The following is a 23,594-nucleotide window of genomic DNA, read 5'->3' on the forward strand; positions in this document are numbered from 1 at the left end:
GTCGAAGCAGCTTACGAAGGACAGTTGGCGAGTGGAACGCGCCTTGTCCTCGATAACCCTCTCCCCTCGGGAAGAGGGAGGGGCCCGCACGGCGAAGCCGGTGGAAGGGTGAGGGGGAGTGAGGCTCGGACTCTCTCCTCCAAAACCCCTCACCCTTCCGTCGCCAAGCGGCTCCTCCCTCCCTCTCCCCGGCGGAGAGAGGGACTGGACGCTCGAAACAATAAAAAGCCTCCCGCGGACCGATCCGCGGGAGGCTTTTTCGTAACCCCAAAGGCGTCGCGATCAGGCGACGGCAGCCTTCAGCGCATCGACCAGGTCGGTCTTCTCCCAGGTGAACGTGTCACCCTCAGGCTCGCGACCAAAGTGCCCGTACGCCGCAGTCTTCTTGTAGATCGGCGCGTTGAGCTTGAGGTGCTCACGAATGCCCTTCGGCGTCAGGCGAACAAGCTTCGGCAGGACCGCCTCGAGCTTGGCCTCCTCGACGGTGCCCGTGCCATGCGTGTCGACATACACCGACAGCGGCTCGGCAATCCCGATCGCATAGCTGAGCTGGATCGTGCAGCGACGCGCGAGGCCCGCAGCGACGACGTTCTTCGCCAGATACCGTGCCACATAAGCCGCCGAACGATCGACCTTCGTCGGATCCTTACCCGAGAACGCGCCGCCGCCATGAGGCGCAGCGCCGCCGTACGTGTCAACGATGATCTTGCGCCCGGTCACGCCGGCGTCGCCGTCAGGGCCACCGATTTCGAACTGGCCGGTCGGGTTGATATAGATCGCGGTCTCGTCGGTGATGAAACCGTCGGGCAGCACGTCCTTGAACACGCCCATGACGTAATCGCGCAGCACGGCGTACTTGGCGGGATCGGCGTTGTCGCCCTTCTCGCAATAGCCCGGCGCGTGCTGCGTCGAGACGACCAACGCAGTCGCGCCGACCGGCACTTCGTTCTCGTACGACAGCGTGACCTGGCTCTTCGCGTCGGGCTCGAGGAACGGCGCGGCACCCGAGTGGCGATCTTCGGCCATCTTGGCGAGGATCTTGTGGCTGTAATACAGCGTCGCGGGCATCAGGCCTGGGGTCTCGTCGGTCGCGTAACCGAACATGATGCCCTGGTCGCCGGCGCCCTCGTCCTTGTTGCCGCTCTCGTCGACGCCCATCGCGATGTGCGCGGACTGGCCGTGGAGGTTGTTCTCGAAGCGGAACGTCTCCCAGTGGAAACCCGACTGCGCGTAGCCGATTTCCTTGACGGTGTTGCGCACCGCCGCCTCGATCTCTTCGAGCACGCCGTCGGCCCACTGGTCGTTCTCGTAGATGCCCTTGCCGCGGATTTCACCGGCGAGGACGACGAGCTGCGTGGTCGTCAGCGTCTCGCAGGCGATCCGCGCCTGCGGGTCCTTGGCGAGGAACAGGTCGACGATCGTGTCGCTGATCTGGTCGGCGACCTTGTCGGGATGGCCTTCGGAGACCGATTCGGAAGTGAAGAGGAAAGACTTGCGCATGCGGGCCTCTTTGCCATGCTCTGAAGCGAGCGTCATATAAGGAAAGCTTTATATGACCCTAGCGCTGGCGACGGCGCAGGGCAACCGCAGTGACGAGCATGAGTATGGCGACGATCGCCGCCATCGCGTTGCCGACGCGCGAGAACAGCGTGGGAGGCAGCGCGGACGGCATTGGCTGCTCGATCGCACCGGCGGTCTCGTGCGGGACGGTCGCGACGAGGCGACCATCGGCAGCGATGATCGCGGAAATACCGGTCGGCGTGGCGCGAAGGATCGGCAGCCCTTCCTCGATCGCGCGCATCCGGGCCTGGGCGAGATGCTGCGGCGGACCCCATTTGCCGAACCACGCGTCGTTCGAGGGATTGAAAAGGATGCGCGGACGATGCGCGCGATCCACGACCTCGCCCGAGAAGATGATCTCGTAGCAGATCTGCATCCCGATCGAACCGAAGCCCGGCAGCGTCAGGTTCGCAGGGCCCTTGCCCGAGGTGAAGTCGATGTCGCCGGGGACGAGCCGCGCAAGCCCGAGCGGCTTCAGCAGCCACGGCATCGGCAGATATTCGCCATACGGCACGAGGTGCGCCTTGTCGTAGCGGCCGCGCAACCGCGCTTGTGCGTCGAGCGCGAATACCGAGTTCGCCGCGCCCGAGATCTGATCCTTGGCGTTGAACTCGAGCGCAGTGCCGCCGATCAGCAGGATGTCCTCTGGACCCAGCAATCGTGCCATGCGGCGGCGGAGGTAGAGCGGGCTCGACCAGCCATAGGCGTAGAACGGGTAGCCATCCTCGACGTAATCGCGGACGACGCCCTCCGGCCAGACGACGAGGCGTGGGGTGGCGCCACCTTGGCCAGACAGCTTTTCGAGCGCGGTAAGGACGCGCTCGCCATCGGTCTCGCTGCGGTCTTCCTGGCCAATGTCGGGTTGGACCACGCGGACCAGAGGCGTGCCGGGAGCGGGCGGCGGTGCATTCGTCCAGAGCGCGGACAGTGCTGCGAGGCCGAACGCTGGAAGGGCGACGGCTGGCAGTGTCCAACGGCGTACCGCAAGCATCAACAGTGCGCCCGCGGCAAGGATCGTCACACCCGACAGCGCATAGGTGCCGATCCAGGCGGACAGCCGCGCGACACCGATCGCGGGGAGCCAGACGACGCTCAGCGGATCCCACGCATAGCCGGTGAACAGCGTCGCGCGCAGCCACTCGGTCGCGATCCAGGCCGCGGCGAAGACGAACACGAACGTCGCATCGGGGGTGCCGGGCCGTCGTGCGATCCGCCAAGCCAAGCCTCCTGCAAGCATCGGGAACACCGCCAGATACAGCGCGAGACCGACCGCCGCGAAGTACCCGAGCACCGGCGGCATCGCGTCCTGGAAGTCGAACGCGTGCTGGAACCAGTTGTTGTTCACGGTAAAATGCCCAAACCCGAACACCCACCCGCGCCACAGCGCCCCGCGCAGGGTCGGCGCGTCGTGGACGTTCTTCATCCAGAGCGCGAACGCGATCAGCGTCAGCGGCCAGAGATCGAGTGGAGCGAACCCGGTCGCGGCAAGCGCACCGAGGACGAGGCAGGCGAGGGCAGGGTAACGGTTCACGCTCGCGCTATGGCGTGGCGGAAGGGGCCGGGCAATGTCTTAGCCTCGTTGGGGCCTTGAACCCTACCTGGCGCCACCCCGGCGAAGGCCGGGGCCCAGGTGGAAAGGTGATAATAACGGAGCGCGGACCTTCGTCAGCGACGTCCCCCAACTGGGCCCCGGCCTTCGCCGGGGTGGGGCCGTGTTGGGTAGGGCCCTCGTATCAAAGTTTGTTCTCCCGCGAAGGCGGGAGCCCAGTCTGGGCTCCCGCCTTCGCGGGAGAACAAGGAAGGGCTGTCCCACGTACCGCAGGCAAAGCGCAAAAACCCAAGGGTGACGAACCGGATCGCCCGACCTATCTTCCCCGAATGACCCTACGCCCCTTCCACCTCGCCTTCCCGGTCCACGACCTCACCGCCGCACGCACCTTCTACGGCGCCACCCTCGGCTGCCGCGAAGGACGCTCCAGCGACCAGTGGATCGATTTCGACCTGTTCGGCCACCAGATCGTCGCACATCTCGACCCCACCGCCAAACCCGTCGCGGTCGAGAACGCAGTCGACGGCCACGCCGTCCCGGTCCCCCATTTCGGCGTCGTCCTGACGATGGACGACTGGACCGCGCTGTCCGAACGCGTCACCGCCGCCGGCGTCCAGTTCGGGATAGCGCCGTACATCCGCTTCAAGGGCGAGCCCGGCGAGCAGGCGACGATGTTCTTTCTCGATCCCAGCGGCAACGCACTCGAGTTCAAGGCGTTCGCCAACGACGACATGATTTTCGCGACTTAAGGAATAGACATGGGCACTCCCATCACCGTCGACGTCCCTCATCAGCTCGGCAAGACCGCGGTCCGCGCGCGGCTCGACGGGGGGATCGGCAAGATCAGCGACAAGATCCCCGGCGGGTCGGTGACTGAGCAGCGCTGGGAGGGCGACACGTTGCATTTCACCGTCCAGGCAATGGGACAGACGATCGCCAGCGCGGTCACCGTGTTCGAGACCAATGTCCACGCGGTCGTCGACCTGCCCGGCATCCTCGGCCTGTTCGCAGGCAAGGTGCAGGACATGATCCGCAAGGAAGCGCCCAAACTCCTGCGCTGAGATCAGGCCGGCGCGCGTCGATACAGCTCGAACGCCGCCTTTGCGCCGACGATGGCCTGCTCGACCCAGGCTTCGTCGGCGGTCTCCCCGTCGATTGCGGCGAGCAACGCGCGCCACTCGCCCGACAGATGTTTCGCACCGAGATACGCCAAGGGCATCCCGTCGGGTACCGAGCGCGACAGCATGATGCCGCCGAGCCGGGAGCCCTCGACCACATACATCGCGCCCCAACCGGCGGCCGTGCTCGCCGGGACGTCGAATGCCATCGGCGCGGGCATGTCCTCACCCAACGCGGCAAGATCCTCGGCCAGCGCCGCCCTCCGCGACCGAACCGCCGCCAGCCCCGGAATAGCGGCAAGCCACGCCTCGACCGCCGGCAAAGCCCTGGCATGCGCGATCAGGAACGCGCGATAATCATCCGCATCGGTCAGGTCGTAGCGTCCGAACCCGGCATCGACCGCGTCGTGATCGCTCGCCGTCGCGCTCCGCAGTCGCGCAACGGTGGAAACCACATCGGTCAACAGCAGCGTCCCCCGCCCTTGCTGCCGTACCGAGCCTCCTGCCGATCGCGGAAGAACGCGCGCTCGTCCATCGGCGGGTGATCCGGATGCCGCTCGGCCATGTGCTGGCGATACGCGGCGTAGGACGGCACGCCGACCATCAGCAACGCGGTCTCGCGCACCTTTGCATAGAGCGCACGGATCATTCCGCGGCCACCAGCTGCGGCGGGACTTCGGTCACCGTCGGCCGGTCGATCTTCAGCGCCGCCAGACAGGTACGGATGCCGAAGAACACGATCGACAACACCACCGCCAGGAACAGCGCGCAAAGCCCGGCGTCGATCCGGTCGTTGAGCACGATCCGCTGCATCTCCGCCATCGTCTTGGCCGGCGCAAGCAGTTCGCCCCGCGCCGCCGCATCCGCGAACTTCGACGCATGCGCGAGGAAGCCGACCTTGGGATCGCTCGCGAAGAGCTTCATCAGCCCGGCGGTGATCGTGCACAGGCACAGCCACGCCGCGGGCAAGATCGTCACCCACGCGTACCGCTGCCGCTTCATCCGGAACAGCACCACCGTCGCCAGCACCAGCGCGACCGCCGCGAGCATCTGGTTCGAGATCCCGAACAGCGGCCACAGCGTGTTCACCCCGCCAAGCGGATCGGTGACGCCCTGGTACAGGAAGAACCCCCACGCGATCACGCACAGCGCAGTCGCGATCAGCCCCGGCACGATCGCCGAGGCATTGCGGAACGACGGCACCGCGAGCCCGATCAAATCCTGCAACATGAACCGCCCGGCACGCGTCCCCGCATCGACCGCGGTGAGGATGAACAGCGCCTCGAACAGGATCGCGAAGTGATACCAGAACGCCTTCATCGCCTGCCCGCCGACAAGGTGGCTGAAGATCTCCGACATCGCCACCGCCAGCGTCGGCGCGCCGCCCGTGCGGCTGACGATCGTGGTCTCGCCGACGTCCTTCGCGGTCTGCGCGAGCAGCTCCGGCGTGATCGGGAAGCCCATCGCCGTCACCGCGGTCGCGGCGGAGGCGAAGTCGGTGCCGACCACCGCCGCCGGGCTGTTCATTGCGAAATACACGCCGGGATCGAGGATCGACGCGCCGACCAGCGCCATGATCGCGACGAAGCTCTCCATCAGCATCGCGCCGTAGCCGATAAACTGCGCGTCGCCCTCGCTGGCGATCAGCTTGGGCGTCGTGCCGCTGGCGATCAACGCGTGGAAGCCCGACACCGCGCCGCATGCGATCGTGATGAACAGGAACGGGAACAGCCCGCCCGACCAGACCGGGCCGCTGCCGTCGATGAACGGGGTCAGCGCGGGCATCCGCAGCGGTGGCGCGACGACCGCGATACCGATCGCCAGCGCGACGATCGCGCCGATTTTGAGGAAGGTCGACAGGTAATCGCGCGGCGCGAGCAGCAGCCACACGGGCAGGACGGAGGCGACCGCGCCATAGCCGACCATCAGCACGCAGAGCTGCACCGGGGTCAGCGTGAACAGCGGTGCAAGCGTCGGCGAGGCGGCGACGGTGCCGCCATAGACGATCGCGGCAAGCAGCCCGATGACGCCCAGCACTGAGACTTCGCCGACCTTACCGGGCCGGACCCAGCGCGTGTAGATGCCCATCAGGAACGCCAGCGGGATCGTCGCGGCGACGGTAAACAGCCCCCATGGGCTACCCGCGAGCGCCCGCACCACGATCAGCGCGAGCACGGCGAGGATGATGACCATGATCGCGAACGCACCGATCAGCGCGATCACGCCGGGGATCGCGCCCATCTCCATGCGGATCAGCTCGCCGAGCGACCGCCCGTCACGCCGCATCGAGATGAACAGGATCATGAAGTCCTGCACCGCCCCCGCGAGCACGACGCCGGCGAGGATCCAGAGCGTGCCGGGGAGATAGCCCATCTGCGCGGCGAGCACCGGGCCGACGAGCGGGCCTGCACCGGCGATCGCCGCGAAATGGTGACCGAACAGGACGTTGCGGTCGGTCGCGACGTAATCGAGGCCATCGGCGCGGCGGAGCGCTGGCGTGGGCCGGCTCGGGTCGAGCTGCATCACATGCCGCGCGATATAGCGCGCGTAGAAGCGGTACGCGATTAGCTGGACGGAGACGGCGGCGGTCACGATCCACAGCGCGTTGACATGCTCGCCCCGCTCGAACGCGACGACCGCGAGCGCGCAGGCCGCGAGCAAGGCAAGTGCGCCCCAACCGATCTTCTCGCGTAAAGTCATAGCGTTCGCCCTCCCGTGCGGTCCGTTTGCGCGGCATCGCGTATTCGGGCGGGGAGCGCTAGCCTAGATTGGATTACGTTCGGCTCCGGCGGCGAACTCCACCCGGCGAAGGCCGGGGCCCAGGTGGAAAGGTCGCAGTAACGGAGCGGAGAGCGTCGCCGTTGCCGTTCCCCAATTGGGCCCCGGCCTTCGCCGGGGTGGTTGCTGGTAGTATGATAGCGCGCTGCCGGTTCGCGTTCTCGATCGGAACGGTTGGCCTGCAAAGCGCGCGCAGCATGCGGAACGGTGGACGCCAGAACGGTCCGGCATGACGGGCAGGGTGGCGTTCGTTGGTGCCCCAGCCTGAATGCAGTGCTGATACGAGGCGGACGTACCTACACCAAGACCGTTCCCTCGCGGACGCGGGGGCCCAGCGGAATACCGTAGCGCACCGGTACCCTGGACCCCCGCCTTCGCGGGGGAACAGTTGGGGCGGGGTCCACTTTCCCCATCACCGGGCTGTGCCTGCATGGCAACGACCGGCAAGTCGCGCGCGCTGCCAGTTCAAGCCCCCCAAACTCAAACCTGCGAATGATGCCCCTTGAGCTCATCGCCCACGATCCGCACCACATGCAGCACGTTGGTAGAGCCAGGCGTCCGGAATGGTACGCCCGCCAGCACGATAACCCGATCCCCCGCCGTGGCCATCCCGTGCCGCAACGCCATCCGCTTCGACTTCGCGACCATGTCCTCGAACGACTCGACGTCGCGCGTGTGCACCGCATGCGTCCCCCACAGCAGCCCGAGCCGCCGCGCGGTCTCATGGCTCGGCGTCAGCACCAGTAATGGCACCGAAGGCCGCTCACGCGCGATTCGGCGCGCAGTCGAACCTGAGGTCGTGAAGCAGATGATCGCCACCGCGGACACCGTCGCGGCGATGTTCTTTGCGGCCTCGGCGAGCGCATCCGCGGTCGTCGGATCTGGCTTCATCACGGTGAAGTGCATCCGGTCGCCGTGCTCGGGATCGCCCTCGACCGACACGCCGATCGCGTCCATCATCGCCACCGATTCGACCGGCCACGCGCCCGCCGCGCTCTCCGCCGACAGCATGATCGCATCCGCGCCGTCATACACCGCGGTCGCGACGTCCGACACTTCCGCCCGCGTCGGGGAGGGCGACGTAATCATCGATTCGAGCATCTGCGTCGCCACGACCACCGGGCGGCCCATCCGGCGCGAGACCTCGACGATGCGCTTCTGCAACGGCGGCACCTGCTGCGGCGGCAGCTCGACGCCGAGATCGCCGCGCGCGACCATCACGCCGTCGCACGCCTCGACGATCTCCTCGAGCCGTTCGATCGCCGCCGGCTTCTCGATCTTCGCCATCAGCGCCGCCTTGCCGCCGATCAGTTTCCGCGCTTCCCACAGATCTTCCGGGCGCTGAACGAACGACAGCGCGATCCAGTCGACGCCCTGGTCGACTGCGAAGTCTAGATCGCTGCGATCCTTCTCGGTCAGGGCCGCCATCGGCAGCACGACGTCGGGGACGTTCAGCCCCTTGCTGTTCGACAACGCGCCGCCGACCTCGACCCGCGTCGTGATCTCGCGCGGGCTATGCGACACGACGCGAAGGACGAGCTTGCCGTCGTCGAGCAGCAGGCGGGCGCCCGGCTCGATCGCCGCGAAGATCTCGTCGTGTGGCAGTTCCACCCGCGTCGCGTCGCCCGGCGTCGGGTCGCGATCGAGCACGAAGGTGGAGCCGGTTTCGAGCACGGTCCGGCCGCCATCGAACTTGCCGACGCGCAGCTTCGGTCCCTGAAGATCGGCGAGGATGGTCGACGGGCGACCATAGTCCTTCTCCAGCGCGCGAATCGCCTGGATCACGGCGATCTTCGACTGTTGGTCGCCGTGGCTCATGTTGATTCGGAACGCGTCAGCGCCGGTACGGAATAGCGTCGCGATCATCTCGGGCGTGCTGCTGGCAGGGCCTAGCGTCGCGAGGATGCGGACTTTCCGCAAACGGGGAGCAATGGCGTGGGTCATGCGGTGCGTTTCCTGGGGGAGGTCTTTGCCGCGACGGGCCTTAAACCCTATCTCCGCGGGATCAACCACGGAGCACATGAATGAACCCCGAAACCGACTCGCTCGATACGCTCGATACGCTCGACGATGCCGTAGCGGCGCAGGCTTTCCGCCGTCTGATCCGCCACCTCCGCCACCGCGAGGACGCGCAGAACGTCGACCTGATGGGGCTCGCCGGTTTCTGTCGCAATTGCCTGTCCGACTGGGTCGAGGAAGCGGGCGGCATGACGAAGGATGCCGCGCGGGAGACGGTGTATGGGATGCCGTATGCGGAGTGGAAGGCGCACCATCAGGGTGACGCGACGCCCGAGCAGCTCGAACGGATGAAGGCGAGCGTTGCGAAGAACGCGGTGGTCTGAGAACGGCTGCAACGGATTCGCGACGATCCCCCGCAGGGTCGCTTGAGCCGAACACGGTAAACGCCTAGACGCTGGCCCGCACCCAATTCGGCATGATTCAGGACGTCTCCGGACGGCGATCACCGGTGCGGGCTTGTATCTTGATTGGCTTTTGACCGGCGCGTGGGCGCTGGCGAGTGGGGAATTTTCGATGTCTGACGAACGGCAACACGGCATGGGCGGCGGCGCGGTCGCAGCGGACGAACTGCGCCTGCTGATCGAGCGCGCCGAGCGTCTCGAAGAAGAGAAGAAGGGTATTTCGGACGACATCAAGGACGTGATGGCCGAAGCCAAGGGCCGCGGTTACGACCCCAAGGCGATCCGGAAAATCCTGTCGATCCGGAAGAAGAAGAAGGAAGAGTATCAGGAGGAGGAAGCGATCCTCGAAGTTTACCTCCAGGCGTTGGGGATGATCTGAGGATCGCCAGGGCGGTGAGACGGCCAAACGCGTCGGTTTCGACGTATTTAACAAAACTGTCATCGGTTGCGGCCTAGTGTCCGGCTATGACCATCCGTTTTCTCGCCGCCCTCGCGCTGGCTACTATGGCCGCTCCCGCCCAGTCGGATGAGGGGGCGGCCAACGCCAGCTTCTGCCAGCGGATCGCGACCGAGCTCGGTATGAAGACGGCGAAACCGTTTGAAGGCCACGCCGCATGGGAGCTGAAGACGCTCGGCGGCCTGGGTACCGCGCTGTTCGGTGGATCGAGCTATGTTTCGATGGGGCTCGGTCCGGCTGAAGACTCGGTCATCACTAACGCACGCCAATATGTCGATGCGTGTGCCAGCGTCGCCAACGGGATGGTATGCACTGTCACCGGGCCGGCGGAATTCCAGATTGGCGTGAAGGACCACATGGTCAAGATGCGCGCGAATGCGGGCGAGCGTGCAGAGGTCCGCATGGTTAAAATGCGGATCCGTTGCGAGGACCGTTGACCGCGCCGAATAGTGCGCTTGCTGTCGTCATGGGCGTCCTCTTGCTGGTGCTGGTCAACGTCATCACGGTCGCCGCGTTCGCGCTCGACAAGCGGCGATCATCGACTGGCGCGTGGCGCATTCCTGAAGCGCGGTTGCTCTGGCTCGCCGCACTTGGCGGCAGCCCGGGCGCGTTCTGGGCGCGCGGTCGCTTTCGCCACAAGACGCGCAAACAGCCGTTCGTCGGCCATCTCCAAATGATCGCGATGGTCCAAGTCGGCGTCATCGCAGGTCTCGCCATCGCGTTCGCATTCTAGGTTCGGCGACCGGCAGCGTCATTGCTGCACCTGAAACTTAGGTGTATTGCCGTTATGCTACATTGCATCGGGGGGCAAGCATGCGGGTATTTCTGGGGATTGCGTCGGCATCATTGGTTAGTGTTCCTGTCGCGGCGCAATCGGTTGAGGTCGACATCCAAAAACTCGGTCAGCGTGCCGAGGCGTTCGTCCGGGTCCGCAACCAGTTCGATCAGGCGGCGATGAACGCGATGATGGCGCCCGAATATCAGGAAGTATCGCCCGTCGGTGAGGTCGATTCCCGCGAGCGCGTGATCGGGTTCTACGCAGCCGACAAGAAATCAGCCGCACCGCCCATGACGATTACCGAAACCGTCGCGCGGCCCGCTGGCACGATCGGTGTCGTCACGATGCGGATCGCCTACACCATGCCCGGCAAGGACGGTCAGATGCAGACGCGCGCGCTGCGGGCCGGCTTCGTCGCGCGACGGATCAAGGGCGACTGGCAGTTCGTGTCGTTGCAGTTCACCCCGATCCGCGGATGACGATCTACGCCGCCTCCGCCGGCAGCGTCGTCCAGCCCAGCCCTGGGATCGTGATCGAGCGTTTGCCGGCGAGATCGGTGCGGCACACGATCAGTTCGCGGCTTTCTATATAGCCGATCAGCCGCTTCACCCGGCCGATCGAACTCGTCCCATACGTCGCTGCGATGCGCGCGTCAGACGGGCAGGGCTCGCCTTCACGTGCCGCGCGGGCCACCAAAAGGAACGCGCCGAGCATGTCGTCGGGCAGGCCGCTCGCCACGTCGAGTGCCGCCGTCCACGCCTCGTCCGTCATGTCGAAGATGCCGGCGCGGGCGCAGCTCAGGCGGCGCACGAAGCCGGGAAGGTCTAGCGGTGGTTTCGCCAGCCCGCCCATCCGGCACCGCACCTGGAAATCCTGGAACAGCACCGACGGCGGCCGGAGCGTCGACTCCGGATCCTCGACGATCGCACGGAACACGTCGGCGTAGACCGCCTCGACCTCGTCGTCGGTCTTCTCGGGCGGCGGCGGCGCGGCGGTACGTGGCTCGGGCGGGCGGGCGATGCCGTCGAGCAGTTCCTCCGCCGGCACGCGACGCGGGCGCGAATCGAACATCAGGCCGAGTTCGGGCGCGTCGACCACCGGCTCGGACAGCAGGTCCTGCAGGTCCATCGGCGCGGCGCTGGGGAGGGGGGTGAGCTTCGGGCTGCCGCTCCGCGCAGACGTCGCGACGTCGCCGATCTTCACGGTGATCGGACGCCGCGACACCGCGGGGCCGAGCGCCATGAACGTGCCGCGCTGGAGATCGCGAATCGCTTCGGCCTGGCGGCGCTCCATCCCGAGCAGGTCGGCCGCGCGGGCCATGTCGATGTCGAGGAAGGTGCGGCCCATGAGAAAGTTCGACGCTTCCGCCGCGACGTTCTTCGCAAGCTTCGCCAGACGCTGCGTCGCGATCACCCCGGCGAGGCCGCGCTTACGCCCACGGCACATCAGGTTCGTCATCGCCGCCAAAGAGGCACGGCGGACCTCTTCCGAGACCTCGCCGCCCGTCACCGGCGCGAACATTTGCGCTTCGTCGACCACCACCAGTACCGGATACCAATGCTCGCGCGGCGCATCGAACAGCGCGGAGAGGAACGACGCGGCGCACCGCATCTGGCCCTCGACCTCGAGTCCTTCGAGGCTCAGCACAGCCGACGTCCGATGTTCGCGCAACCGCGTCGCGATCCGCGCAATCTCACGTTCGCTATAGTCGCCCGCCTCAATCACGACATGACCATGCGGCCCGGCCAGCGTCACGAAATCGCCCTCCGGGTCGATCACGATCTGCTGGACGTGGCCCGCCGATCGCTCGAGCAGGCGGCGCAGCAGATGCGATTTTCCCGAGCCCGAATTGCCCTGCACCAACAGGCGGGTGGCGAGTAGTTCCTCCAGGTCGACGCCGACGGCAGTACCATTGCCGTCGGTGCCCATATTCACGCTAACCGTCATGCCGCGCGTTTGGCAGGTGCGGGCGTGTGGGAGCAAGGAGTCTTTGTCGCTTGCGTCGCAAGCCGGGCTTTGCGCTGGCATTCCCGGCTAGGGCGCGACTCATGGCCACGAAACAATCCCTGCTCGCCGATCTCTCGCAGCGACTGCTCGGCAAGGCGCCGGGCGACCTCGATGACGAGGAGCGCCGCGTCCTCGCCGGCATCGAGGCCGGGACGACGGTCAGTCGCGACGCTGCCGACGTCTCGGACGAGCGATCCACGTTCGGCGAGCGACTGTCGGACCGGGTCGCGGCGATCGGTGGGTCATGGGGGTTCATCATCGCGTTCAGTGCGGTGCTGATCGGCTGGATGCTGCTGAATTCGGACATCCTCGCGCATTTCGGGCGCGCGTTCGATCCGTATCCCTACATCTTCCTCAACCTGCTGCTGTCGACCGTCGCGGCGATCCAGGCGCCGGTAATCATGATGAGCCAGAACCGGCAATCGGCGAAGGACCGCCTGGCCGCCAGCCTCGACTACGAGACCAACCTCCGCGCCGAACTCGACATCCTGCGCGTGCATCACAAGATCGATCATCTGGTGCTGGCCCGGCTCGACGCGATCGAGCGGAAGATCGACGGTCTGGCGAAATCCGCGCCTGACGCCTAAGAGCGGGGCCATCAGCTAAAGAGGCACCGATGGCAGGCCATTCCAAATACAAGAATATCATGTACCGCAAGGGCGCGCAGGACAAGAAGCGCTCGTCGGCGTTCAGCAAGCTCAGCCGGGAAATCACGGTCGCGGCCAAGATGGGCCTGCCCGACGTCGACATGAACCCGCGCCTGCGTGCGGCGGTCAATGCGGCCAAGGCGGCGTCGCTGCCCAAGGAGAACATCCAGCGCTCGATCGACAAGGCGAGCCGCGGCGATGCCGAGAATTATGAGGAAATCCGCTACGAGGGCTTCGGCCCCGGCGGCGTGTCGCTGATCATCGAGGCGCTGACCGACAACCGCAACCGCACCGCGACCAACGTGCGCGTCGCGGTCGGCAAGAACGGCGGCAACCTCGGCGCGGGCGGCTCGGTCAGCCACGCGTTCGACCGCGTCGGGCTGATCTCGTATCCGGCGAGCGCGGGCGATGCCGACACGGTGTTCGAAGCTGCGCTCGAAGCAGGCGCCGAGGACGTCACGTCGAGCGAGGACGGCCATGAGGTCTGGACCGCGCAGGGCGACCTGCACGAGGTGGCCAAGGCGTTGGAAGCGAAGCTCGGCGAGGCCGAAGGCGCCAAGCTCGCCTGGCGTCCGCAGGTGATGGTCGCGGTCGGTGCGGACGATGCGGCGACGCTGTTCAAGCTGATCGACGCGCTCGACGACGACGACGACGTGCAGACGGTGTGGGGCAATTACGAGATCTCCGACGAGATCATGGAGACGCTCGGTTGAGATGAAGAAGGTTGGTTCACGCGGAGACGCGGAGACGCGGAGAGTTGTGCTTCGCGGCGACGTCCTCCGCGCCAGCGGCCTCGCATTGTTCGGACAGCCCGGAGAATTGAAAGTCCCGCTAACGCGAGACGATCGCCAAGAACGCACCCCCTCCGCGTCTCCGCGTCTCCGCGCGAACCAACCTTCTCCTTCTACCTCCGCATGATCATCCTCGGACTAGACCCCGGCCTCGGCACCACCGGCTGGGGCGTCATCCGCGCCGATGGCAACCGCCTGAGCCATATTGCCAACGGCCAGATCAAGACCGATCCGTCGATGGCGCTCCCCCGCCGCCTCACCGCGTTGTACAACGCGCTGATCGACGTCATCCGCACCGAACGCCCCGACGGCGCCGCAGTCGAGGAAGTGCTCGGCAACACCAATGCGCAGTCGACGCTGAAGCTCGGACAAGCGCGCGGCGTCGTCCTGCTCGCCGCGGCTGGTGCAGGGCTGCATATCGGCGAATACCACCCGTCGACCGTCAAGAAAAGCGTCGTCGGCACCGGCGGCGCGGACAAGAAACAGATCCAGGCGATGATGGCCGTGCTGCTGCCAGGCGCGAAACTCGCCGGCCCCGATGCGGCCGACGCGCTCGCGGTCGCGATCACGCATGCGCATCACGTCGCGAGTGCCGCTGCCCTGGCACGACGCAGCGGCGTAGGCGCCTGACCTCTCCGGCGATCCGACCAACGCGAGGCAACGCCGTTTCTCCGGCGTAGCATCCGAAGACGTGCGCCACGGCTAGCCGCGTCACAAATCTCAACCCAAGCCAATATTCGCTCGGACAAAACTTGGTTCATTTTGAATGAGATCGGCGCCTGAGTGCTATAATTACACCTCAATCAAGTTTTGATAGCCAAGCCTGCATTGCTGTGGCAGCGCCGCCCGTGATTTTTTTAATTTAGATTAAAGGCGGCGCGATGCTTGTCGAACACGTACGAGGTGGAACGAACAGCAACAATGTTCCGGCCTCGGCGTTCGCCATGCCTGCGGGCATGACGATGCGGTACGACCTCCCCGATCCTGCGCTGTCCGAGTATTTGACGGGGTACGCGATCTACGCCTCGAACGACCGCGCGCCGATGCTCAACTGGTATCTGCCGGCGCCGGCGATGATCTCCGTGCTGGTCGACGCCGGGCCGCTGACCGTGTCAGTCGGCAACCACCGCTTCGGCCCGCTCGACCGCGCAAGTTTCTACGGCCCGACCAGCCGCGCCTTCCGGACCGAGACGCGTGGCGGGATCGCCGTGGGCATCGGCCTCAGCGCGCTCGGCTGGTCGCGGCTCACCGCGCGGTCGGCCGGCGAATTCCACAACCGCGTCGTGCCGCTCAGTTCGGCGCTGGGATCGGATCTCTCTGCGCGGCTGGTCGAAGGGCTCGACGCGCTCGACGACGATACGATGATCAAGCCCTTGCTCGATGCCGTCTTCGGCGCGTTTTTCACTCGTCCACATCCGCGCGAGGATTTGATCCGCGCGTTCACCGCGTTGACGGTCACCGACGGCGTGATCGAGATGAAGGACGTCGCCGACCGCCTCGACATCCCGACGCATGAACTGCGACGTATGGCGACGCGCCATTTCGGTATGCCACCAAAGCTGTTGCTGAGGCGCGCGCGGTTCCTGCGATCGTTCATCAGCCTGATCAGGACCGACGGCATGGCGGACTATTCGAAGATCGACAGCAGCTATTTCGACGCCTCGCATTTCCTCCGCGATGCCGGCACGTTCCTCGGCACGACCCCGCGCCGCTTCATCGCGTCCGACACCGTATTCCTGCGCGCCAGCCTGCGTGCCCGCGCGATGGTGATCGGCGCGCCGACCCAGGCGCTGCACGAAGCCGCGAAGGCCGCTGCGCCCGTCCAGAACCGTCCGACGGGCGAGCAGGGTCGTCCGCAACCGAACGCCTGACCGGCGTGCGGGTCGATCGAGCCGGAACGCCCGTATTTTGACGGGATGACGCCGCGCCGTCGATGTTCTACCGCCTGATCCAATGATCGTGCATCTCAAAGGACGGCTGGACTCGACCGGCATCGACCATGCCGTGATCGACGTCGGCGGCGTCGGCTATCTGGTCGGCGCCTCGGCGCGCACGCTGTCGGCGCTCGGCCCGATCGGCGAGGCCTGCACGGTGTTCACCGAACTGCTGGTAGGCGAGGATTTCCAGCGGCTCGTGGGTTTTTCGAGTGCAGACGAGCGCGACTGGTTCCGGTTGCTGACGGGCGTGCAGGGGGTCGGCGCTCGCGTTGCGCTCGCGATCCTGTCGGCGCTTGAGCCGGTCGACCTGTCACGCGCGATCGCGAGCGGCGACAAGGCGATGGTCGCGCGCGCGAACGGCGTCGGACCCAAGCTCGCCCAGCGCATCGTGATGGAATTGAAGGACAAGGTCGGCGGGATTGCGCTTGGGCTCGGGCCGGCGGTGGTCAACGCCGCGCCGGGCGCGTCTGCGGATGCTGTGTCGGCGCTGCTCAACCTCGGGTTCCGCCCGAACGAGGCGAGCGTCGCGGTGGCGGCGGCGGACGAAGAACTTGGACCGGGCGCTTCGCTCGATGCGCTGGTGCGGCTGGCATTGCGCAAGGCGTCTAAGACTTAGAGTACGCGTTTGGGGTTCTCCTGCGTACGCAGGAGTCCAGGATCAAAATCCTCGCGCTCCGTTACCCTGGGCTCCTGCGTGCGCAGGAGAACGCTATCGACCGCCACTAGTCCGTCATCCTGACGAAAGTCAGGATCCAGAGCCGCAATCGGCAACGCCAATAACCCTGGATCCTGACTTTCGTCAGGATGACGAAGATGACTCGGGCGGTATCCGTACTACGGTCGCCTCGTCCTTAGAGCGGCGTAAGTAACGCTTTCCCCCCGAAATGCGCGTCGAGGTTCGCAACCACCAACGCCCCCATCGCCGCCCGCCCGTCGACGGTCGCGCTACCCTGATGCGGTGACAGTACCACCCGATCCATCGTCTTTAGCGCGTCGGGAACCGCAGGTTCGTCAGCGAACACATCGAGCCCCGCCCCGGCGATCGTCCCGTCCAGTAGTGCCGCCACCAACGCCGGTTCGTCGACCAAGCTACCGCGAGCGATATTAACGAGGATACCGTCCTCGCCAAGCGCCCCGAGAACACTCGCATCCACGATATGCGACGTCGCCTCGCCCCCCGGTGCTACGATGATCAGCACGTCGCACGCCGCCGCCAGCGAAGCGATGTCGGCATGAAACACGCCTTCGAAATCCGGCTTTGCGGATCGCGCCATATAATGGAGTTCGCGCGCAAACGGCGCAGCACGCCTCGCGATCGCCTTGCCGATCCGTCCCAGCCCGAAGATCCCGATCCGTCGCCCGCTCGCCCGGCGCGCGAGATCGACCTGCCACCCGCCGTCCCGCACGGCACGGTCATTCGCGACGATCCGCCGTTGCACCGCCAACATCAGCCCGATCGCAAGGTCCGCGACGTCGTCGGTCAGCACGTCGGGCGTCGTCGTCACCACGATGCCGCGCGCCTTGGTCGCGGCGAGGTCGATTCCGTCATAGCCGACCCCATGGATCGCGATGATCTCCAGCGCGGGAAGGCGATCGAGCAGCGCCGCATCCACCACGCTGCTCCCGCCACCGACGATCGCGCGCGTAGTCGCTGGCGGATCCGCACGGTGCAACGTGAAGCGCTCGGCAAGCGTCGCCTCCAAGGGGCGAGATTCCGCCCAGAAGATACAAATCGGGGTGCGAGGTTTCGTTGGTCATCCCACACCCATAGCCGCCTTGCCCCCTTCACCGCGAGCGCGCTATCGCAGGATGTGACCGATACAGACCGCATCCTGACCGCCGCCAAGCGTCCCGAAGACGTCGACGCCGCGCTGCGCCCGAAGACGCTCGACGAATTCGTCGGGCAGAAGGCCGCACGCGAGAACCTGCGCATCTTCATCCAGGCGGCGAAGTCGCGCGGCGATGCGCTCGATCACGTGCTGTTCTTCGGCCCGCCGGGGCTCGGCAAGACCACGCTCGCGCAGATCGTTGCGCGCGAAATGGGAGTCGGGTTCCGCGCCACCTCCGGCCCGGTGATCGCCAAGTCGGGCGATCTCGCCGCGCTGCTGACCAATCTCGAGGATGGCGACGTGCTGTTCATCGACGAGATCCACCGGTTGCAGCCTGCGGTCGAGGAAGTGCTGTACCCCGCGATGGAGGACCGTGCGCTCGACCTGATGATCGGTGAGGGCCCGAGCGCGCGATCGGTACGCATCGACCTCCCGCGGTTCACGCTGATCGGCGCCACCACGCGGCAGGGGTTGCTGACGACGCCGTTGCGCGATCGCTTCGGCATCCCGGTGCGGCTGCAATTCTATACGGTCGAGGAACTGGAGCGTGTCGTCACGCGCGCGGCCGGGTTGCTCGGGCTAGGCATCGCCAAGGACGGCGCGATGGAGATCGCTCGCCGGGCTCGCGGTACGCCGCGCATCGCCGGGCGATTGCTGCGGCGTGTGCGCGATTTTGCCAATGTCGCGGGGCACGAGACGGTCGACGCGCGGGCCGCGGACGCGGCGCTCAACCGGCTGGAGGTCGATTCGCTCGGGCTGGATGCGATGGACCGTCGCTACCTGATGATGATCGCCGACATTTACCGCGGCGGCCCGGTCGGCGTGGAGACGCTGGCGGCAGGGCTCAGCGAACCGCGCGATACGATCGAAGAAGTGATCGAGCCGTACCTGATCCAGCTCGGCCTGATCGCACGAACGGCACGCGGCCGGTTCCTGAACGCGGGCGGCTGGAAGCACCTCGGCCTGAACCCGCCGGCCGGCAGCCAGGACGGCCTGTTCGACGCCTGACTTCTTACCCCTCCCTGGAAGGGAGGGGCAGGGGGTGGGTCGGCTTCCGCATTTTCCAGACCTCGGCGGCTCAAACGAGCCGACCCACCCCCAACCCCTCCCTTCCAGGGAGGGGAGAAGCCATAATCAACAAACACTTGTAAGAATCCCCACCTCCAGATCGATCGAACTTCACCCCAACACTGCTTTTGTTGCGTGGCACCCAAGCGTTTCATCTGATAGCCAACGCGAATGCCCCTTTCGGCCGCCGCCTCCGCCCGCGAAATCCTCACCAGCCTTCACGACGTGATGGCGTCGCGCACGTCCGCGCAAGCCAAGCTGAACGCCGTCGTCGGCATCATCGCGACCGCGATCGACAGCGAAGTCTGCTCGATCTACCTCCTGCGCGAAGGCGTGCTCGAACTGTTCGCCACGCGCGGCCTCGACCAGGCCGCGGTCCACGTCACCAAGCTCGCGCTGGGCGAGGGCCTTGTCGGCACGATCGCCGAGGACGTCGAGGTGCTCAATCTCGACGAAGCCGCCAGCCACCCCGATTTCGCCTACAAGCCCGAGACCGGCGAGGACCGCTTCCACAGTTTCGCCGGCGTGCCGATCATCCGCCGCGAACGCTCCGTGGGCGTCCTGGCCGTCCAGCACACCGACCGTCGCCGATATGCCGACGTCGAGATCGAGGCGTTGCAGACGGTGGCCATGGTGCTCTCCGAACTGATCGCTAATGCCGGGTTGATCGACACCACCGGGGGCGGCGCGGACCGCCCGCAGTCGACCGCGGCGATGCGCATCCCCGGCCAGAAGCTCGTCGACGGCATGGGCGCGGGCTTCGCGGTCTATCACCAGCCGCGTATCCACATCGAGCATACCGTCGCCGAAGACACCGACGCCGAGCGCCACCGCGTCTACGCGGCGTTCGACAAGATGCGCGAAGGCATCGACCGGATGACGCGCGAGGCCGAGTTCGGCGTCGGCGGCGAGCATGTCGAGGTGCTCCAGACCTACAAGATGTTCGCCTATGACGAGGGCTGGGCGCGGCGCATCAACGAAGCGATCGACTCCGGCCTCACCGCCGAAGCTGCGATCGAACGCGTCCAGCAACGCACCCGCCAGCGCATGCGCCAGATCGACGATCCCCTGCTCGCCGACCGGATGCACGATCTGGAGGACCTGTCGAACCGACTGCTCCGCATCGTCTCGGGCCAGATGGGCACCGCCGCGCAGATGGGCCTGCGCCAAGACACCATTCTCATCGCGCGCAACCTCGGCCCGGCCGAACTGCTCGAATACGACAAGCGGCGACTGAAGGGCGTGATCCTCGAAGAAGGATCGCTGACCGCCCACGTCACGATCGTCGCGCGGGCGATGGGCGTGCCGGTACTCGGCCGCGTCCGCGACATCCGACGCCTCGTGGCGGAGGGCGACATGCTGTTGCTCGACAGCGCCGAGAGCAACGTCTTCGCCCGCCCCTCCGCGGCGATGGAGGAAGCGTTCGAGGCGCGCCTCGCGATGCGCCAGAAGCGCAAGGCGGCGTTCGCGGCGCTGCGCGACGTGCCGCCGATCACCAAGGACGGCCACCGCTTGACGTTGATGGTCAACGCAGGCCTCCGCGACGACGTCGCCGCGCTCGACGTGACCGGCGCGGATGGCATCGGCCTGTTCCGCACCGAGTTCCAGTTCCTCGTCTCCGCCACGCTGCCGCAACGCGAGCGCCAGCAGCGGCTCTACCGCGAAGTGCTCGACGCGGCGGGCGATCGCCCGGTCATCTTCCGCACCGTCGATATCGGCGGCGACAAGGCGCTGCCTTATCTGAACAAGGAAGATTCCGACGAAGAGAACCCGGCGATGGGCTGGCGCGCGCTGCGGCTCGGCCTGGAACGCGACGGGCTGATGAAGGTGCAGGCGCGCGCGTTGCTTGAAGCCGCCGCTGGCCGCACGCTCAACGTGATGTTCCCGATGGTCAGCGAGCCGTGGGAGTTCGACGAGGCGCGCGCGCTGTTCGAGGCACAGCGGACCTGGCTCGAAGGGCGCGGGCGGAAGATGCCGCTGGCGATCCGCTACGGTGCGATGCTCGAAGTACCGGCGCTCGCCGAGATGCTCGACATCCTGCTGCCGAAGATCGAGTTCCTGTCGATCGGCACCAACGACCTCACGCAGTTCCTGTTCGCCGCCGATCGCGCCAATCCAAAGCTCGCCGAGCGCTATGACTGGCTCAGCCCGTCGATCCTGCGCTTCATCGCGCGGCTGGTCGCACCGGTCCGCGACGCCTCGGTCGACCTGGCGGTTTGCGGCGAAATGGGCGGGCGTCCGCTGGAGGCGATGGCGCTGATCGGGCTCGGTATCGAGAGGTTGTCGATCACCCCCGCCGCCGTCGGCCCGATCAAGGCCATGACGCGCTCGCTCGATCGCGCTGCGCTCATCGCATACATGGCAGGACTGCTGGCCAACCCGCCGCGCGACATGCGCGGCGCGTTGACCAGCTGGGCGACTGAAAACGGCGTCGAAATCGTCTGATCGGCGGAAAGCTGCGGTTAAGACGTTCGGTGCGTTGACACGGCTAAGGGCCTCTGAAAGACGGGTGCCATGGCGGGCAACGCTACGCGCCCGCGCTCGGAGATAAGAATGGACGAGGTCGAAACCGGCCAGAACGCAGCACCCGCTCAACCAGAGCGTGCTGGCGACATTCTCCGTAAGGCGCGCGAGGCGCAGGGCCTGACCGTCGCGGATATCGCGACGCGTACCCGTGTGCCTCTGCGTCACCTCGAAGCGATCGAGGCGTCCGATTACTCCACACTGCCGTCCTCGACCTACGCAGTTGGTTTCAGCCGCGCCTATGCGCGTGCGATGGGCATCGACGAGGTGCAGATCGCGAACATCGTCCGCAGCGACGTCGCGAAACTCGGCAGCAAGAAGCCCGAATACGAACCGTACGAGATGACCGATCCGTCGCGTGTGCCCTCGCGCGGGCTGGCGATCGTCGCGCTGGGCATCGCGATCGCGGTGCTGGTGCTGGTCGGTCTGTGGTACGGCACCGACATGTTCCGTGGTTCGAACAACGCCTCGACCACGACACCGATCGCCGAGACCGCGCCGAACCCTGCCGCCCAGACCGCGCAACCGGTCCCTGCGCCGGCCACGCCCGCCAACGGGCAGGTCACGCTGACTGCCTCGGACGAGGTGTGGATGCGCGTCTACGATGCCGACAACAAGACGCTGTACCTGGGCACGATGAAGCCCGGCGAGAAGTTCGACGTGCCGAAGGATGCCAAGGACCCGAAGATCAACATCGGTCGCGCCGACAAGCTGGCTGTGACGCTCAACGGCGCCGCGGCCCCTGCGCTCGGCACGGGCGAGCGCGCGATCAAGGACGTGTCCGTGGGTGCACCGGCCATCGCCGCGCGGATCGCCGGCACGCCCGAGCCTCAGGCCGCGCCCACCGCGACCGAAGCAACGCCGACCCGGTCGTCCGAGCGGTCGCGTACTGCAAACCGTCCTCGTACGCCGCGTCGTGCGCTGAGCGAAACGCAGCGCGCGAACCTCGACGCAGCCGCCAACCCGCCGCCTGCCGCTACGGCAACGCCCAATCCGTAAAGCCGGCGATTATCGCCAGGGTCTTAAGGCTGGCGACAGGATGGGTAGTGCAGCTATACCCGGACGATTAACCAATCCACCGGGGGGTGTGGCCCATGCGTAAGTCAATTCTTGTCGGCGTCTGCCTCGCGGCGCTGTTGCCCGCTGCCGTACAGGCACAAAATGTCGAGGGCCGCGTCGGCAAGCTCGAAAGCGAAATGCGCGCGGTCCAGCGCAAGGTGTTCCCCGGTGGCGCGGGCCAGATGCTCCAGCCTGAAGTCCGCGCGCCACAGAGCGAGCAGGGCCCCGGACCTGGCTCGCCCGCGACCAGCGCGCTCGCCGACGTGAACCAGCGCGTCACGTCGCTCGAACAGCAGATGACCTCGCTCACCGAGCAGATAGAGCAGAACCAGAACCGCACCCGCCAGTTGCAGGACGCGTTCGACAATTACCGCCGTTCGAACGACGCGCGGATGAAGACGATCGAGACCGGCCCTGCACCGATCGCGACGGGGGCGGGGGCCGGCGGTCCGATCGAATCCGATGACCAGTCGAGCGGTCCTTCGCGCCCGACGACGCGCCCCGAAGCGGCGAGCAAGCCCGGCGCTGCCACACCGACCAAGGTCTCGGTCGAGAAGCCCTCGACCGGCGATCCGGCGGAGGACGAGTATATGTACGGCTATCGCCTCTGGGCGGCCAAGCAATACCCGCAGGCCGAGGCCCAGCTGAAGAAGGTCGTCGCCGAATACCCGAAGAGCAAGCGCGCCAGCTATGCGCAGAACCTGCTCGGCCGGTCGTATCTCGACGAGGGCAAGCCGAGCCTCGCGTCGATGGCGTTCTACGACAATTACAAGAAGATGCCCGAGGGTGAGCGCGCGCCGGACAGCCTGCTGTATCTCGGCCAGGCGCTGACCAAGCTCAACAAGCCCGCCGATGCCTGCAAGGTGTATGACGAGCTGAACGACGTCTACGGCGCCAAGATGGCGTCGGCGATGAAGGGGCAGGTTGCCGCCGGGCGCAGCGCGGCGAAGTGCAAGTAAGGCATCTTCCAGTGCGCACGCGTACCTGCCTGTCCGTGATCTCACGTCGCACTTTACCACCCCCCCGGCGGAGGCCGGGGCCCAATTGGCAAGGTCGTCGTAACGAAGGGCTAC

24 protein-coding genes are annotated in these 23,594 nt (G+C 66.4%); 16 read left to right on the forward strand and 8 right to left on the reverse strand.

The features are described from left to right. Window positions 1-282 precede the first annotated feature (282 nt). Window positions 283-1,500: a methionine adenosyltransferase gene (gene metK / locus E5673_RS05060; protein ID WP_136189180.1), complete on the reverse strand. Its 1,218-nt coding sequence runs from the start codon at window positions 1,498-1,500 to the stop codon at window positions 283-285. 58 nt (window positions 1,501-1,558) lie between these two features. Further along, window positions 1,559-3,091: an apolipoprotein N-acyltransferase gene (gene lnt, locus E5673_RS05065; RefSeq protein WP_136189181.1), complete on the reverse strand. Its 1,533-nt coding sequence runs from the start codon at window positions 3,089-3,091 to the stop codon at window positions 1,559-1,561. Between the two features lie 347 nt (window positions 3,092-3,438). On the opposite strand from lnt, the gene E5673_RS05070 reads away from it, so the two are divergent. Together E5673_RS05070 and E5673_RS05075 are read left to right on the forward strand one after the other, a co-directional pair. Next, complete coding sequence (locus E5673_RS05070) at window positions 3,439-3,858, forward strand: VOC family protein (RefSeq protein WP_136189182.1); 420 nt, start codon at window positions 3,439-3,441, stop codon at window positions 3,856-3,858. Window positions 3,859-3,867: 9 nt separating this feature from the next. Beyond that, entirely contained in the window at window positions 3,868-4,170 is a 303-nt protein-coding gene (locus E5673_RS05075; protein WP_136189183.1) for a polyhydroxyalkanoic acid system family protein, read from the forward strand. A gap of 2 nt (window positions 4,171-4,172) precedes the next feature. Here the strand turns inward: E5673_RS05075 and E5673_RS05080 are convergent, their stop codons facing one another. The 4 genes from E5673_RS05080 to pyk form a co-directional block, all read right to left on the reverse strand. After that, the gene (locus E5673_RS05080) at window positions 4,173-4,691 is read right to left on the reverse strand and encodes a biliverdin-producing heme oxygenase (RefSeq protein WP_136189184.1); all 519 of its coding nucleotides are present in this window, start codon (window positions 4,689-4,691) and stop codon (window positions 4,173-4,175) included. Then, entirely contained in the window at window positions 4,688-4,876 is a 189-nt protein-coding gene (locus E5673_RS05085) for a CstA-like transporter-associated (seleno)protein (RefSeq protein ID WP_136189185.1), read from the reverse strand. The genes E5673_RS05080 and E5673_RS05085 overlap by 4 nt, the downstream gene beginning before the upstream one ends. Further along, window positions 4,873-6,927, reverse strand: a complete 2,055-nt coding sequence (locus tag E5673_RS05090; RefSeq protein ID WP_136189186.1) for a carbon starvation CstA family protein — start codon at window positions 6,925-6,927, stop codon at window positions 4,873-4,875. Before E5673_RS05090 ends, E5673_RS05085 begins: the two co-directional genes overlap by 4 nt. Window positions 6,928-7,485: 558 nt before the next feature. Further along, window positions 7,486-8,949, reverse strand: coding sequence for a pyruvate kinase (gene pyk, locus E5673_RS05095; protein WP_136189187.1), 1,464 nt, complete (start codon window positions 8,947-8,949; stop codon window positions 7,486-7,488). 80 nt (window positions 8,950-9,029) lie between these two features. On the opposite strand from pyk, the gene E5673_RS05100 reads away from it, so the two are divergent. The 5 genes from E5673_RS05100 to E5673_RS05120 all read left to right on the forward strand — a co-directional run bounded on the left by E5673_RS05100 (window position 9,030) and on the right by E5673_RS05120 (window position 11,139). Beyond that, window positions 9,030-9,347, forward strand: a complete 318-nt coding sequence (locus tag E5673_RS05100) for a DUF1244 domain-containing protein (RefSeq protein ID WP_136189188.1) — start codon at window positions 9,030-9,032, stop codon at window positions 9,345-9,347. Window positions 9,348-9,561: 214 nt separating this feature from the next. Further along, window positions 9,562-9,804 carry a DUF2312 domain-containing protein gene (locus E5673_RS05105; RefSeq protein WP_197942503.1) on the forward strand — a complete coding sequence of 81 codons (243 nt, stop codon included), beginning with the start codon at window positions 9,562-9,564 and terminating at the stop codon, window positions 9,802-9,804. 86 nt (window positions 9,805-9,890) lie between these two features. Continuing rightward, the gene (locus E5673_RS05110) at window positions 9,891-10,319 is read left to right on the forward strand and encodes a hypothetical protein (RefSeq protein ID WP_136189189.1); all 429 of its coding nucleotides are present in this window, start codon (window positions 9,891-9,893) and stop codon (window positions 10,317-10,319) included. Next, the gene (locus E5673_RS05115) at window positions 10,316-10,615 is read left to right on the forward strand and encodes a DUF1294 domain-containing protein (RefSeq protein WP_247599586.1); all 300 of its coding nucleotides are present in this window, start codon (window positions 10,316-10,318) and stop codon (window positions 10,613-10,615) included. Before E5673_RS05110 ends, E5673_RS05115 begins: the two co-directional genes overlap by 4 nt. Before the next feature lie 80 nt (window positions 10,616-10,695). Continuing rightward, on the forward strand, window positions 10,696-11,139 hold the full coding sequence (locus E5673_RS05120; protein WP_136189190.1) for a nuclear transport factor 2 family protein: 444 nt from the start codon (window positions 10,696-10,698) through the stop codon (window positions 11,137-11,139). Between the two features lie 4 nt (window positions 11,140-11,143). On the opposite strand, the gene E5673_RS05125 is transcribed toward E5673_RS05120, so the two are convergent. After that, entirely contained in the window at window positions 11,144-12,607 is a 1,464-nt protein-coding gene (locus E5673_RS05125) for an ATP-binding protein (RefSeq protein ID WP_121904341.1), read from the reverse strand. 101 nt (window positions 12,608-12,708) lie between these two features. Between E5673_RS05125 and E5673_RS05130 the strand changes: the two genes are divergently transcribed. From E5673_RS05130 to ruvA, 5 genes are all read left to right on the forward strand, one after another. After that, complete coding sequence (locus E5673_RS05130; protein ID WP_136189191.1) at window positions 12,709-13,254, forward strand: DUF1003 domain-containing protein; 546 nt, start codon at window positions 12,709-12,711, stop codon at window positions 13,252-13,254. Window positions 13,255-13,283: 29 nt separating this feature from the next. Continuing rightward, on the forward strand, window positions 13,284-14,027 hold the full coding sequence (locus E5673_RS05135; RefSeq protein ID WP_056051712.1) for a YebC/PmpR family DNA-binding transcriptional regulator: 744 nt from the start codon (window positions 13,284-13,286) through the stop codon (window positions 14,025-14,027). 201 nt (window positions 14,028-14,228) lie between these two features. Further along, window positions 14,229-14,735 (forward strand): crossover junction endodeoxyribonuclease RuvC, encoded by a 507-nt coding sequence (ruvC, locus tag E5673_RS05140; RefSeq protein WP_136189192.1) that lies wholly within the window; start codon window positions 14,229-14,231, stop codon window positions 14,733-14,735. A 326-nt stretch (window positions 14,736-15,061) separates the two neighbouring features. Beyond that, window positions 15,062-15,976 carry a hypothetical protein gene (locus E5673_RS05145; RefSeq protein ID WP_136189193.1) on the forward strand — a complete coding sequence of 305 codons (915 nt, stop codon included), beginning with the start codon at window positions 15,062-15,064 and terminating at the stop codon, window positions 15,974-15,976. Window positions 15,977-16,058: 82 nt separating this feature from the next. Beyond that, the gene (gene ruvA, locus E5673_RS05150; RefSeq protein ID WP_136189194.1) at window positions 16,059-16,658 is read left to right on the forward strand and encodes a Holliday junction branch migration protein RuvA; all 600 of its coding nucleotides are present in this window, start codon (window positions 16,059-16,061) and stop codon (window positions 16,656-16,658) included. A gap of 235 nt (window positions 16,659-16,893) precedes the next feature. Here ruvA and E5673_RS05155 read toward each other — a convergent pair whose 3' ends face one another. After that, complete coding sequence (locus tag E5673_RS05155; RefSeq protein WP_247599587.1) at window positions 16,894-17,745, reverse strand: 2-hydroxyacid dehydrogenase; 852 nt, start codon at window positions 17,743-17,745, stop codon at window positions 16,894-16,896. Between the two features lie 108 nt (window positions 17,746-17,853). Between E5673_RS05155 and ruvB the strand changes: the two genes are divergently transcribed. From ruvB to E5673_RS05175, 4 genes are all read left to right on the forward strand, one after another. Beyond that, window positions 17,854-18,879, forward strand: coding sequence for a Holliday junction branch migration DNA helicase RuvB (ruvB, locus tag E5673_RS05160; protein WP_056061260.1), 1,026 nt, complete (start codon window positions 17,854-17,856; stop codon window positions 18,877-18,879). Window positions 18,880-19,110: 231 nt separating this feature from the next. Beyond that, a complete protein-coding gene (ptsP, locus tag E5673_RS05165) occupies window positions 19,111-21,384 on the forward strand; it encodes a phosphoenolpyruvate--protein phosphotransferase (protein WP_136189195.1) in 2,274 nt (757 codons plus the stop codon). 108 nt (window positions 21,385-21,492) lie between these two features. Continuing rightward, on the forward strand, window positions 21,493-22,461 hold the full coding sequence (locus tag E5673_RS05170) for a RodZ domain-containing protein (protein WP_136189196.1): 969 nt from the start codon (window positions 21,493-21,495) through the stop codon (window positions 22,459-22,461). Between the two features lie 95 nt (window positions 22,462-22,556). Further along, entirely contained in the window at window positions 22,557-23,480 is a 924-nt protein-coding gene (locus E5673_RS05175) for a tetratricopeptide repeat protein (protein ID WP_136189197.1), read from the forward strand. The last annotated feature ends 114 nt before the right edge of the window (window positions 23,481-23,594 follow it).

Origin of the sequence: Sphingomonas sp. PAMC26645 (assembly GCF_004795835.1) — a bacterium.
In the GTDB taxonomy this organism is placed as follows: Bacteria; Pseudomonadota; Alphaproteobacteria; order Sphingomonadales; family Sphingomonadaceae; genus Sphingomonas.